This is a genomic window from Pauljensenia sp. C0170B5 (genome assembly GCF_056590195.1).
Genome location: NZ_JBWPVR010000004.1, coordinates 1 through 12,705, shown reverse-complemented (window position 1 = coordinate 12,705; position 12,705 = coordinate 1). Strand labels below are relative to the sequence as shown.

16 protein-coding genes are annotated in these 12,705 nt (G+C 58.4%); 10 read left to right on the top strand and 6 right to left on the bottom strand.

Annotated features, from left to right (window positions below; genetic code table 11):
- Window positions 1-69: 69 nt before the first annotated feature.
- Window positions 70-984 carry a D-hexose-6-phosphate mutarotase gene (locus AC1EJZ_RS06500; RefSeq protein ID WP_058237068.1) on the top strand — a complete coding sequence of 305 codons (915 nt, stop codon included), beginning with the start codon at window positions 70-72 and terminating at the stop codon, window positions 982-984.
- 163 nt (window positions 985-1,147) lie between these two features.
- Here AC1EJZ_RS06500 and AC1EJZ_RS06495 read toward each other — a convergent pair whose 3' ends face one another.
- Entirely contained in the window at window positions 1,148-2,053 is a 906-nt protein-coding gene (locus AC1EJZ_RS06495) for a DUF3825 domain-containing protein (protein ID WP_480294307.1), read from the bottom strand.
- 344 nt (window positions 2,054-2,397) lie between these two features.
- Here AC1EJZ_RS06495 and AC1EJZ_RS06490 point away from each other — a divergent pair, with 344 nt between their 5' ends.
- Window positions 2,398-2,526: a monooxygenase gene (locus tag AC1EJZ_RS06490; RefSeq protein WP_005293248.1), complete on the top strand. Its 129-nt coding sequence runs from the start codon at window positions 2,398-2,400 to the stop codon at window positions 2,524-2,526.
- Between the two features lie 43 nt (window positions 2,527-2,569).
- Here the strand turns inward: AC1EJZ_RS06490 and AC1EJZ_RS06485 are convergent, their stop codons facing one another.
- Window positions 2,570-2,959 (bottom strand): heavy metal-responsive transcriptional regulator, encoded by a 390-nt coding sequence (locus AC1EJZ_RS06485; RefSeq protein ID WP_005290994.1) that lies wholly within the window; start codon window positions 2,957-2,959, stop codon window positions 2,570-2,572.
- Window positions 2,960-3,057: 98 nt separating this feature from the next.
- Here AC1EJZ_RS06485 and merA point away from each other — a divergent pair, with 98 nt between their 5' ends.
- Window positions 3,058-4,479 carry a mercury(II) reductase gene (gene merA / locus AC1EJZ_RS06480; protein WP_480294304.1) on the top strand — a complete coding sequence of 474 codons (1,422 nt, stop codon included), beginning with the start codon at window positions 3,058-3,060 and terminating at the stop codon, window positions 4,477-4,479.
- A complete protein-coding gene (locus AC1EJZ_RS06475; RefSeq protein ID WP_480294302.1) occupies window positions 4,467-4,826 on the top strand; it encodes a hypothetical protein in 360 nt (119 codons plus the stop codon). The genes merA and AC1EJZ_RS06475 overlap by 13 nt, the downstream gene beginning before the upstream one ends.
- A gap of 87 nt (window positions 4,827-4,913) precedes the next feature.
- Here the strand turns inward: AC1EJZ_RS06475 and AC1EJZ_RS06470 are convergent, their stop codons facing one another.
- Window positions 4,914-5,228, bottom strand: coding sequence for a hypothetical protein (locus AC1EJZ_RS06470; RefSeq protein ID WP_480294300.1), 315 nt, complete (start codon window positions 5,226-5,228; stop codon window positions 4,914-4,916).
- 272 nt (window positions 5,229-5,500) lie between these two features.
- Between AC1EJZ_RS06470 and AC1EJZ_RS06465 the strand changes: the two genes are divergently transcribed.
- From AC1EJZ_RS06465 to AC1EJZ_RS06445, 5 genes are all read left to right on the top strand, one after another.
- On the top strand, window positions 5,501-5,746 hold the full coding sequence (locus tag AC1EJZ_RS06465) for a ribbon-helix-helix domain-containing protein (RefSeq protein WP_269965593.1): 246 nt from the start codon (window positions 5,501-5,503) through the stop codon (window positions 5,744-5,746).
- Between the two features lie 2 nt (window positions 5,747-5,748).
- Window positions 5,749-5,991, top strand: coding sequence for a hypothetical protein (locus AC1EJZ_RS06460; protein WP_480294298.1), 243 nt, complete (start codon window positions 5,749-5,751; stop codon window positions 5,989-5,991).
- 101 nt (window positions 5,992-6,092) lie between these two features.
- On the top strand, window positions 6,093-6,443 hold the full coding sequence (locus tag AC1EJZ_RS06455) for a VOC family protein (RefSeq protein WP_480294296.1): 351 nt from the start codon (window positions 6,093-6,095) through the stop codon (window positions 6,441-6,443).
- A 215-nt stretch (window positions 6,444-6,658) separates the two neighbouring features.
- Window positions 6,659-7,255, top strand: coding sequence for a Pycsar system effector family protein (locus AC1EJZ_RS06450; RefSeq protein ID WP_480294295.1), 597 nt, complete (start codon window positions 6,659-6,661; stop codon window positions 7,253-7,255).
- A 7-nt stretch (window positions 7,256-7,262) separates the two neighbouring features.
- Window positions 7,263-7,994 (top strand): adenylate/guanylate cyclase domain-containing protein, encoded by a 732-nt coding sequence (locus AC1EJZ_RS06445; protein WP_058237071.1) that lies wholly within the window; start codon window positions 7,263-7,265, stop codon window positions 7,992-7,994.
- A 9-nt stretch (window positions 7,995-8,003) separates the two neighbouring features.
- On the opposite strand, the gene AC1EJZ_RS06440 is transcribed toward AC1EJZ_RS06445, so the two are convergent.
- Window positions 8,004-8,699: an adenylate/guanylate cyclase domain-containing protein gene (locus AC1EJZ_RS06440; protein WP_058237072.1), complete on the bottom strand. Its 696-nt coding sequence runs from the start codon at window positions 8,697-8,699 to the stop codon at window positions 8,004-8,006.
- Between the two features lie 297 nt (window positions 8,700-8,996).
- Window positions 8,997-9,971, bottom strand: a complete 975-nt coding sequence (locus AC1EJZ_RS06435) for an NAD-dependent epimerase/dehydratase family protein (protein WP_034662607.1) — start codon at window positions 9,969-9,971, stop codon at window positions 8,997-8,999.
- A 371-nt stretch (window positions 9,972-10,342) separates the two neighbouring features.
- Here AC1EJZ_RS06435 and AC1EJZ_RS06430 point away from each other — a divergent pair, with 371 nt between their 5' ends.
- Window positions 10,343-10,813: a type IIL restriction-modification enzyme MmeI gene (locus tag AC1EJZ_RS06430; protein ID WP_425304311.1), complete on the top strand. Its 471-nt coding sequence runs from the start codon at window positions 10,343-10,345 to the stop codon at window positions 10,811-10,813.
- Window positions 10,814-10,883: 70 nt separating this feature from the next.
- On the opposite strand, the gene erm is transcribed toward AC1EJZ_RS06430, so the two are convergent.
- Window positions 10,884-11,738, bottom strand: a complete 855-nt coding sequence (gene erm / locus AC1EJZ_RS06425) for a 23S ribosomal RNA methyltransferase Erm (protein WP_016456425.1) — start codon at window positions 11,736-11,738, stop codon at window positions 10,884-10,886.
- Window positions 11,739-12,705: the final 967 nt, after the last annotated feature.

Below are 12,705 nucleotides of genomic sequence, written 5' to 3'. Positions count from 1 at the left end.
TTATTCCTTCTTGTGCAGCCCGCATGGCGAATGCGCCCATGAAAGCCTGTTTCGCTCTACTCTTAAACCATGACGGATTCATCAGCACTTCCCACTCCCCTTAACCTGGAAGGTTCATCCTCGCGGGCGTCGATCTCCCCGTTCGGCGCTCAGGTGCTCGAGTGGACGGTTGACTCTGATACACCCGTGATCTGGATGTCTCCGCTGGCAGCACACGATGGTGTCCGTACGCCACGAGGAGGGGTCCCAATATGTTTGCCGTGGTTCGGAGCTCATCTGAGTGATCCTGAAGCTCCCAAACACGGTTTCGCGCGCACCGCTATGTGGACTCAGATCAGCCCAGATCCTGCCGACAAGGACATTGCGCGCGGGGAAAGCGACTCCACGTATGCCGAATTCGCCCTGGCTCATTCTCCTTCACAGAATTCCAGCCAGTCGGACCAGCCAGTCCAGCCAGGCGCCGACGGCTATTTTCCTTTCAGTTTCGAGGCGAACCTTTCGATCGACGTAGCCGATTCCCTGATGATGAGGTTGACTGTGACGAACACAGACACTCGACCGTTTACCTTTCAGGAAGCTTTCCACACCTATGTGGCGGTTGGCGACATCAAAGACGTCACGATTGAGGGCCTCGACGGCGCTTTCTACGACGACAAGTCGCTTGCACGCGACCACTCGCGCAAGCAAATTGGTGAGGTGACGTTCGTACGGTACACGGACCGGATCTATCACTCTGATGCGAACGTGCAGATCCGCGATCCCCGTTTCCGGCGGATCGTCTCGATTGAAAAGTCCGGCTCGGCCAACACGATCGTGTGGAACCCCTGGTCAGACACGGTTGGCCAATTTGATGATCTTGAATCGCGCGCATGGCAAGAGTTTGTTTGTGTCGAGTCCGGCAACGTTGCAGACGAAGCGATCGAACTCGAACCCGACCAGTCTCACACCATGACTGTCTCGATTTACGTTGACTCGATGGAGTGAGCAGCGATCCCTCACCGAGGAGCTATGGCACAGCGCCTCACTCGCGAGGTCGCACCAGATCCTTGCTCACCAGTGTCACCTAAACCTCACTCTCCGAAGTGCCCTAGATCCTCACTCCCCAATACCGCCGCTGAGCCCCACTGAACAGCGCTGCCCCACCGCCTCATTCGACCTCGTCAGGTTCTCCCGCGCTGGGTAGAAGCCACTCGGAGTCAGGACGAGCGACGAGGCGGGCATTCGAGTACGCCATCTCCAATGTCAACACGGTGTGTCCGCGGTATATGCGCTCATTAGCCTTGGACACTACCAGCGCCAGATCTGCTCGACCATCACTGTCAAGATCCAACGGCATCAGGAACTGTGCCGTATCTTCAGGCGCGGCCGGATACCACTGAGGCACGACCACTTTATAGTTGCGGCGAGTCTTGCGCAGCGCCCAGTTCACCGCAGAATCAAGCGCCTGTCGCGCGCGGACCGGGTTCGCCTGCAAATCCAGTGGAAAGCGGTCAATGTTATCGCCCAGGATGTGACTGTAAGCCAATTTGAGTTCGCAGCTGCAGTCGTATACGAGGTCGCCAGCTGTTCTCACGTACTGTGCCATCTGCGGCAAGGGGTCAAAATTAGCCAGAAGATCTCTGTTGGACTCGGTAACCCATCCCTTGAAAAACCAATCTTGCGCGTCATCGTTGCGGAAGTGGTTCCTCTCAAAAAGCGCAAAGAGCTCCTCTGAAAGTGCAGTCAGCAGTCCAGTATTAAATGCAGCGTATTGCCCATCAGCGCTCACATCGATCTTGTCTTCGGTGACGAGGCGCTTGTACGTGTAGTTGACATAGTTGTTGAGGATCGGATGGTCGAGTGACCGGGTCGCCTCGCCCCAGTCTTCGTCCTCGGCAAGCGCGGCAAGCTCGTTCAGTGTCTGGTTCCACGCCAAGAGCGGACTGTAACGAGGCGCAGCGCCGCGCTCATATTTCACACGAAACGGGAAGAAAGCAAACTCACGGAGCCGATCCGGATTTCCATTCGTCACGTAAGCCTCCTCAGCAGGTTCGAGGTTTTCCTGTCCTCGCATATAGTGCGTCACTCCTGATCTCTTACTCAGCGCCTGTGCCGACGCGCGCTCGCACCCAACTGTGCGGCTGGCTCGCGCCCAAGCTGGCGATTGCCACGCCTCTCTCTCGGTGAGAATCCGACGTGCGCAGAGACCACTCTATTCACACGTTGAACCGGAATTCGACGGTATGTCGTTGCAAAGTTACCCCCTCTCGTTAACACCATCAAAAGGAGTGTTATCCAATGAAAGCGTTCGGCTTCTTAAGCTTCGGGCATTACGCCTTCGGCAGCTAGTGCGGGCCATCTGCGGAAAAGATCGCCAAGACTCGTCTGGAGATCACCCAGGCTGCGGACGAAATCGGCGTGAACAACGCGTCCTTCCGAGTCCACCACTTCGCGCTGCAGGCCTCCGCCCCGATGCCGCTGCTGTGTGCTATCGCGGCCACCACCAAAATCATCGAGGTGGGCACCGGCGGCATCGACATGCGCTAGCGCATATCGGGGTTGTAGCGTTTGAGTCATTGACTCCCGCCGTCTACAAGTACCTACACACTTGATCGGTGCTGCACGTTTCAGGATCCGGGTGCGCGGCGTCCTGGCTAAGGTCCGCGATAGTGTCGCGCAGCACGGAGAGCTGCGCGATCTGCTGCTCGATCTCAGCGAGGCGCACGTCAAGCAGGTCGCGCACGTGCTCGCAGGGTGCATGGCCGCCGTCGCGGATGTCGAGGATCTGGCGGATCTGGGCGAGAGTGAGACCCGCGGCCTGGCCGCGGTGGATGAAGTCGATCCGAGCGACCGTCTCGGGCGCGTAGTCGCGGTATCCGGACGGCGTGCGCTCGGTCGGGGGCAGAAGGCCCTGTTCCTCGTAGAAGCGAAGGGTCTTCGCGGTAGTGCCCGCCCTCTCGGCGAGTTCTCCGATCCACATTGCTGTCTCCCTCCGTGGCCGCGCTTGACCTTCCCCTGCACTGGAAGGTCCAGTATGGCTGAGACAGAGCAGAAAGCCAAGAGTTGACAGGAGTAGCGATGCCTACGAAGTACGATCTCGCCATCATCGGATCGGGAGGCGGCGCGTTCGCCGCTGCGATCCGCGCCAGCACGCTCGGGAAGTCGGTGGTGATGATCGAGCGCGGGACGCTCGGCGGCACCTGCGTGAACACGGGCTGCGTCCCGTCGAAGGCGCTCATTGCCGCGGCCGGCGCGCGGCACGTCGCGGTCGACGCCGCAACCCGGTTCCCCGGGATCGCGACGACGGCGGATCCCGTCGACATGCCCGCGCTGATCGCTGGGAAGCAAGCGTTGGTGGAGTCGCTGCGCGGCGAGAAGTACGCCGACGTCGCCGACTCCTACGGCTGGCAGGTCCTCCGCGGCGACGCCTCGTTCGTGGGCACCCCTGATGCGCCGGTTCTCGATGTTGCCGGATCCGACGGAAGCGTCGAGACCATCGAGGCCCACCACTACCTGGTCGCGACTGGTTCTCGCCCGTGGGCACCGCCGATCGACGGCCTGAAGGAGACCGGATACCTGACCTCGACCACGGCGATGGAGCTGACGGAGGTCCCCGAGTCGCTGCTGGTGCTCGGCGGCGGCTACGTCGCCCTGGAGCAGGCGCAGCTGTTCGCCCGCCTCGGCTCGCAGGTCACGCTGCTCGTGCGGTCCCGGCTCGCCTCGAAGGAGGAGCCGGAGGTGTCGAAGGCGCTCCAGGAGGTGTTCGCCGACGGGGGCATCCGCGTCGTCAGCCGCGCAGTGCCCACCCGGGTCTCCCGCGGCACGGGAGGCGAGGCCGTCGTGACCGCCGCCTTGTCCAGCGGCTCGCAGGAGTTCCGCGCCGACCAGGTCCTGGTCGCCCTCGGACGCCGTCCCGTCACCGATGGCCTGAACCTCGATGCGGTCGGGGTGAATACCGGAGACTCCGGTGAGGTGGTCGTCTCCGACCGGCTGCAGTCCTCGAACCCGCGGGTCTGGGCCGCGGGCGACGTGACCGGGCACCCCGAGTTCGTCTACGTCGCCGCCCACCACGGCACCCTCGTCGCCGAGAACGCGTTCGCCGACGCCGACCGGTCCGTCGACTACGCCCGCCTGCCGCGGGTGACGTTCACCGGGCCCGCGATCGGCGCGGTCGGGATGACCGAGAAGGACGTCCTCGCCGCGGGGATCCGCTGCGACTGCCGCGTCCTGCCCCTGCACCACGTGCCCCGCGCCTTGGTGAACCGCGACACCCGCGGGTTCATCAAGATCGTCGTGAAAGCCGAGACGAACGAGATCCTCGGCCTGACCGCCGTCGCCAAGGACGCCGGGGAGCTCGCCGCCGCAGGCGTCCACGTGCTCGGCAGGACCGTCGCCGAGGTCGCCAACGCCTGGGCCCCCTACCTGACCATGGCCGAGGGCATCCGGATCGCCGCGAAGGCCTTCACCACCGACCCGTCGCTGCTGTCGTGCTGCGCATGAACGGCAACACAGGCAATCGGGGAGATCTCATCCTGAAGCAGACGATGAGCGCCGATCAGGACCGCGACGAATGGCGCGCCGGTCCCGTCGTCGCTGCAGTGACCGGGCTGCTCTTGCTGGCATGCTGCGCGCTTCCGTCGCTGCTCTGCTGCGGCCTGCCGTTCATCGCGGCGGGCGGAGCACTTGCAGGCGTCGGTGGGCTCCTCGGTAATCCCTGGATCATCGGTGCCGGGACCGCCGTCGTGATGGCCGTCATGGCGGGGATGCTCGTCAGGCTACGGCGGCGGCACCGGCGCCGCAGGTCCGGCTGCTGCGAAAATCTTTCGACCGCTGATCGGAACCGGTAATTCGAGCGGATCCAGCGATCACTGCCACCTGCGGAGGCCGCTGAAATCGAAGCCCGACGGGAGAAGGAGGAGCAAAAAGCGTTCGAATCAACCGGTGACGAGGATAATACTGAGGCTGGATCCCGGCCGTCGCGACGCGGTCTCCGCTTCCGCCGAGACGAGAAAGGGTTGTGGGCACCTAGGCTGGGCGGCATGAACGACCTGACCATAGCACCCGGCCCGGGGATCCCCGACGGTGCGGTCATCGCCGCCGATCTCGCGGAGCGTTTCGCGAAATCGTCGACTCCAGGCGGCCAGGGCGTCAACACGACGGACGGCAAAGTCCAGCTTTCCATCGATGTCGCCGAATGCGCATCGCTTACCGACGCCCAGCGTCACCGTATCTCGCGCAACCTCGAGCACCGCCTAGACGGCTCCGTCTTTACCGTGACTGCGTCGACTCAGCGGTCTGTGTTTCGCTCCTGGTCCTCTCGCTTGCACCTGCGACACAGCCTCGTGTCCCCGGGCCGTAGCGTTCGGGGGAGCACAATAGCCCCAGTCCTCATCACGTCCCGGGATCAAAGAGTTCATCGCAGAGGTTAAGCACTACACGTTAAATTTGAACTCGACAAAGTGTCGAACGGAAGTAACCTCACCCTAGCCGATAGAACCATTTCCGTATTACGATTACGGCCATGAAAACTATCAACGGGCAACCAGTCAGCGAAGAGCAAATCGACGCATGGGTAGCCGAAGCTGAGAACGGCTACGACGTGGAGACTCTTCGTCGTCGAGGCAGGAAACCTCGTGGTGAAGATGCTGCGAAGGTTATCTCTATTCGACTCTCCCCTCGTGAGATCTCGAGCCTCGATAAGTATGCAGCTGCCAACGGATGGTCACGGTCTCAGGCAATCCGCGAAGCTTTAAAGAACGCCATCTAGACATGGACGTACGCCGTAGCGCCACGAAACACGGCATCAAGCCTGAGGACTCAGTTACTGCCGCGACATCAGGTTGTGTTTTTAAGGCCCCACTCGACGAAGAGCACCCTCAACGGGAATTACGCTTGGGGTTCGACGGCTCAATGAGACTGCTCGAGCTCGTCATTCTCATCTGGGACGACGGCACCGAAACGATCATCCACTCGATGAAGGCGCGCAAGCAATATCACAGCCTGCTCGACTAGTCACGAATAGCTTCAAAAAACCCGGTGATCTTCGCGGATGCAGCAATCATGCGCTCGCCAGGGCATTGCACTTGTCGGATCCCATCCTCACAATGGGGGCCATGAGTAATGTCAATCTCACGATCCGGCAGATCACCTTCGACTGCCACGATCCCTCAAAGCTCGCCGAGTTCTGGTCCGCCGCAACTGGCTGCGAAATCGCCGCAGATTACGGGGACTTCGTCATGGTTGATTCCACTCCGGCGCTGGGATTTCAGCGTGTACAGGATCCCACACCCGGGAAGAACCGCATGCATATCGACGGCTACGGGGCTGACCGCGAAGCCCTGGTGGAACGGCTGAAGGGGCTAGGCGCAACCGAACTCGGTACCCACGAGGCGCCGGGATTGGTATGGACCGTCATGCAGGATCCGGAAGGCAACGAGTTCTGCGTGGGCAACCCCGAAGCCTAGCTACACATTGAACTTGAACTCCACCACGTTTCAGAACAGGGTAACCTCTGGATCGGTAGGTGGTGCGTCCGCCGCAGTCGCCCCGGCAGCACCGGGGCAGGAGCGTAAACCGTCTTCAAGCTCTACCCGTGACTGCCAGCTCGTGGTCCCCATTTGAGACTCGCGTGTAACGGACGTTCCTGAAGTATCTATGTAAATCTTAGTACTCTAGAGCTATGTTTCGAATGCCGTCTCGGCGCGGTGGACGACGGACCACCGAGGGCCATCCGCACGACGCGACCACGCGCGTCAGCTCACCCGAGCCTAACCCAGATCACGCATGGAAGACTCTCGCTTTGGTGAACGAGTGGATTCGCCACTCAGATGCGAAGGCCAGCGTGACACTTGCCTTCACCGGGGTGATGGCAACAATGACGTACAACCTCGCAAAGGACTTTACTTCCCGGACTGCACTGTTCGACACTCTCGTTGGGATGGCCTGCTTGTTTCTTTTTATTACCGGCGCTTGGTGCGGATGGACACTGACACCGAGAGTCAAGGATAAGGATGCAGATCAGGACGCGATCAACAGGCTGTTTTTTGGAAGCATCGATCGAAATTTCAGGGGCAAGAGACATGAGTACAGCGAAGTGCTCCATGTACTGACCTCTGACCCTGCTGAGCTGACGAAAGATCTCGCTGACCAGATACATGTCAATGCTCGGATTGCCACGGTAAAAGCATCCGCCGCAAAGTGGGCCATCCGGTGTGCTCTCGCTGCAGGAGCCGCTATCGCAGTCCTGGCCCTCGTTGTCGGCATCACGAACAGTTAGGACGCAAATGGACGGAAACTACAGACCGTATGACTGGAGGGCCAGCTCGGCCCGGATCCAAGCGATCTTGGACCAGCCGGCAGGAGCGTATGAGGAGGTAGACGGGCTTCCTGACCGAAACAAGCTCACGTTCTCCAACGGCTTCTACGGCATGTGCTCGGCGATCTTTATTGACATCCGAGACTCGTCCGGCCTGACGTCGAAGCACAAGAGGCCCGTTCTTGCGAAGATCTACCGGTCGTTTATCTCGGAAATGGTCGCAGTCCTGAATTCGGACCCCTATGTGCGCGAGGTGAATATCGTCGGCGACTGCGTGTGGGCCTCCTACAAGACGACGCAGGTCAACCACATCGACGATGTGTTCGCTACCGCAGCGCAGGCCAATACCCTCTTGGAGCTCCTCAACCACCACTACGAGAAGGCAGGGATCACCCAGCTCCGCATCGGCATAGGCGTGGAATACGGGAGGGTCCTCATGATCAAGGCAGGGTACAGCAGCAGCACGATCAACGACGTCGTGTACATGGGCGACGTCGTCAACAGGGCAGCCCACCTAGCGCACCTGGCGGGGCGCGGTTGGGGATCGAGCCCGGTTGTCGTCGGGGATGTCTTCTACTCGAACTTGAACGATCACAATCAAGGCCTACTCCGGCCGCAGTGGACGTCCGGCATCGGAACCGTGTACCAGGGAAATCCCATCATCCCGCAGATGGAAGAGTGGATCAGCTCCCTCAGTTGACATCCCCCGTCAGACCGGCCACCAGAACCCCGACCCGTAGATCCGATAGCCCATGTCGGAGGTCCCCAGGTCAGTCCACATGTTCCGCTTCGGGTTACCCCCTAGCTTCAAGGTCTCATTCAGACTGCTGTAGACATCGGCAGTGATGTAGGTCGGATAGCGAGGATCGAGCGTGGCCAGCTTCGCCGCTTTGTTTGCTGCGTTCCCAACCCACACTAAGTCATTGCTGCCTCGGATGCCTGTTCGGGCGACGAAAAGCTTCGAGGTATCGATGCCGACTCGCTGCTCTAGCACGAAGGTGCTCTTCGGGTACTTCTCAGCGATCTTCGCTGCCACGATATTCTTCGAAGCCCAATTGATCTGGAGCCCACACTTCGCGGCGGCGGTGTTCTTCGAGTCCCCGATGAACACACCCATGACGCGGTCCCCATCGAAGGCCGTGACGATACCACCCCGCGCTCGAATGATCTTTGCTGCACAGTAGAGATAGCTCTTGTAGACCTCCGCAGCGAACCAGTCCTTGTACCCCTTGACCATCTTCGTCGACGACGCAAGATCCGCGTAGAGGACAGTTGCGTCGAGCTCGACAGCAAGATTCTTCAGCGGAAGGTCATCGGCGTCGGGCACCTTCTGGCCTGCGCGACGTTCCCACTGCTCGTCGACGGTCTTCTGGACGTACTCCTCCAGTTCATCTTTCAGACTCATGCCGAGGCTCCTCCCCACGCTCACTCTAACTGTTTGCTCATTCAGCTTAGCCATTGCGCGGTGTCAAAAGGGTTGCTGCGATAGGTCTGCTCGCGACCCTTCACATACGCCAGAGGTTATATGACGAAACGGAACTCCACGGAGAGGCGAAAGAACGCTACATCGCTCCCCGTCATGAAGAGCTAGCATCGCCGAAGTTCCCCTCGAGTCAGATTCGGACTCATTCTCACAGTCAGTCGCGGAACGAAAACCAACTCAGTACGGTCCCGACTGCAACTAAAACTGTTCCTGCCGAAACTAAATGCCACCTTCTAACCGCTGGCGAAGCACGACTTCCTCTTCATCGCTGAGCCCAGCGAGTCTTTCACCCTGCTGTTCTTCTTCAAATCGCAGCGCATCCGCCAATGTCTCTTTCAACGGGCGAATCTGCAGGCCCGCTTCGTAGGCTGCGGTGCAATCGAGTAGCGCGATGTTGCGAAACTGTTCACCTGGTACCCACAACGGCAACGATTTTGGGCCCATCCACGGGGTTACATCATTAGCGAGAAGCAGTTCATCAGAGCAAGGTCGCTCCGTAGCCTCCGATGCGGTTAACTCACGCGAAATCTTGAACACATCGGACAAGGAAGTAGCAAACCCCGTAGCATTAAAGGTTCCGAAAGTCCCAACTTCTGCAGACTCAACTATCCAGCCTGCAAGGTCTTTCACATCAATCATAGCGACGGGAAACGCCGGGTCTGGGACGATCACGTTCTCACCCGTGGGATGCGCGAAGCGCCACGGATAGTAACCACTGCGCCCTGTTTCGTCGCCGTAGCCAGCGATCAGACCGGGTCGAACTACCATTACCGACCGATTTGTGCTGCGATAAATCGTTTCGCAAGCAGACTTTGCGGCTGGGTACTGCCCCATGTCCTCCATGTAGTCAATTTCAAGCGGAGTGACTACGGAATCAGACTCGGAAGAAATACTTCCCTGATCCTCATATACGCTGCTCGAAGACACAAATATACGATGCTTGGCCTGGAGTTTCGCCGCCGCATCCCGCGCATGCTTCGGCTGACTCGTCAGATCCACAATGGTATCCCAAGTTTTCCCCGCAACCTCATCGTACGCACCGTCACGGTCACGGTCCGCACTCACAAACTCAGCTCCGTTGGGAGCCTTCCCGTTACCTCGTGCAAGGCAAGTAACTTGATGGCCTCGGTCGACTGCTGCAGCCGCAATGTGTCCTCCAAGGAAACCGGTACCACCGAGCAATAAAAAGTTCATGTCACTAGTTGTACACGAAAACTTCTCACACGTGACCAGTCCTAATCCCAGCGCACCCAAGCTAGATTAAGATGTCAGAGCAGGATTGCCCCACCATCTGCCAGAGCTTCTTATTCGGCTAACCTACACATTGAACTTAAACTCGACGGAGTGTCGTCGATAAATAACTATTCGATGCGCAAAGTACAACGAAATACCGCTAGAAACAGACAACATATGGGGGTGCACAGAAACACATATAGGTTCTGCGGAAAACCTATAGGGTGCGTCGCTAAAAACCGCTGTGCGCGAAAAACATAAAGGGTTTACGGACCCGGTCCCAGACCCCTCAATACTCTGAGCCGGAAGAATGGAAAGTGGAAGGTTGATGTATCCCCACTATTTATTTTTTCCGTTTTTCGGAGTACATCGGGAGCTACAACTGCGGACCAGCTCTGTGTGAACTAGATGAGAAGGCGCAGCAGCGAATCATCGACGCTGGACAGTTGGTGCTGCGGGCACGCGAGCGGCACCCCCAGCGGTCACTCGCGGAGCACTACAACCCGTTATCGATGGACCCAATTCTGCTCAAGGCTCACAACAACTTGGACCGGGAAGTCGATAAGGCTTTCGATGTGGCACGCAAACTCACCAACGAGCGCCAGCGCCAGGAGCTACTGTTCGCCAGCTACGGGGAGTTGGCGAGGGGCTATGTCTCCTCGCTTTCATCAAAATCGAAACCACCAGCAGGGTCGTTCCCCGTGCGGGTGATTTTGATCGGTCCCGCTGCTGGGTGTAGAACCCTGTCGCTGGCAACGCCGGGAACTATGACTGTGCCCGACGAGAACACGTCACTGCCATAACGCGGCTCACGGTAGACGAACATGGGTCGTTCACTACTACTGGTGGATTTCGGTTTTGGTGGTGGGGGGATTACCGCCGCCGGCCTCGATTTTTCCGTTGAGGAGGGCGTTGACTACTTCCCGATTGTGAAATGGGCCGATGGCGCGGTGAAGAGGAACCAGTCACCTGGAAGAGATCGATCCAGTCGCTGGTGTGCAATCTGGGAGGTAGGGTTGCGGGGTCGATTCCTCGCGAGCGCAACCATGATTGTGTCTCTGAACGTGATGAAAACAACCCTGCCCTTCGGAGAATTTCCCCTATCCCGCGTCCCCGGGCGGTGAAAACGGTGTGCACCATCGCCTGAAAGGCTTTGCGTTGCTCTATCGGGATCTTCGGGTCACCCACCCGGCGGATCACTAAGATCCCCCCGTCAACGTTTGGCTGTGGCCGGAAAGCAGACCTTGGTACTCGGGAACCAAGGTGAAACGTGAACCATGGGGACCACTGAGCTGTCATCATCGTGCTTGCACCTACCCCGGCCCGGCGGCGAGCGACTTCCCACTGCATGAGGAGTACAGCGGCAGTCCATGCCGGCGCATGCAACAACTTTCGAAGAATGGCAGTGGTGAGGTGAAAGGGAATGTTTCCCACAATGACGCAGGGAGTGGCGGGTAACGGGAAGTTGAGGAAATCATCATGGACCACTTCGACCGACGCCGAGGCGGTCTTTTTTGTGAGTTTGGCAGCTAGTTTTGCGTCTACCTCAACTGCCGTTATTGCCCTCCCCAAGTGGGATATCGGGTGAGTGAGGGCACCGCTTCCTGGCCCGATCTCAATGATGGGGCCGGAGGTTTGTTTTACAAGATCGACGATGGAGTTGATGATCTTGTGGTCTGTGAGAAAATTTTGGCCATGTTCGTGACGGCCGTATCCGTATGTAGACATCAGGTGTGCTCCGTGGAGTTGAAACGGAGCCGGGCATGGCAAATGGCCGCCCGGCTAAAGGACCGGAGCGGTTTCTAACCTGCGGGAGGGAGAAAACCGCCTTAGCGGCTGGTGAGCGGCCGCATGAAAACGGAACCTGAAATCAACATGGGCCTATCGTATCCAATTAATTTCGCAGGGTCCAATACGGTGAGAAAGAAGACAACCGCACCGCAACAGTGCAAGACCTCTCTGGATTGGAATTTAATTGAACATGGGTTTGGGGTACGACGCGCCCTACTCGGAGTGGCACGGACACTACGGCTGCGCGCCCACACACAACAGTAAAGAGCTCGGCAATGCACAGACACGTAACGAGAGCGCCACAAATGTATGTACGTTTAAGTTACAGCATCGACACTGACGCTCCACATGGAGGGACGGCCGCAGCCCTGCAGCAAGCACACGGCAGGGTGTCTGCTTCGGGCGACGTGAAATTACGCAGAAAAATACGAAACACATCACCGCAGGTCACGGTAGGTATTTGCGGGTCATTTCGTAATCTCGTAAACGAAAGGAACAAAACTACGAAACACAAAAACATACGTTGAGCAGCGTAAATGGTTTTCGTTTCGTAATTTTTCCACTTTTTGAAGAAAATCTAAATAAGAAGAGACACCTTGATTGCGATTGTGTCCCGTGTCACATAGCTGCAACCCCTGCAGCGTGCCCTCAACGAGGACGCTCTGTGTCGTAGACATGTGCCTGCAATGCGTGTCTGTGTCTCTCTCTTAAAAGGTTTGGGTCGAAATACCGCAAAATTACGAAACACCGCCGAAATGTGACGTGTCTATGCAGGTCACAGCGTTATCGCGTGTTTCGTAGTTTTGTTCTTTTCGTTTGCGGAAATCACGAAACCGCAGGTAGAGCGTTTCGTAATTTTTTCGTATTTTGATCGGCAAATTACGAAACGAGGTCAAAACTACGA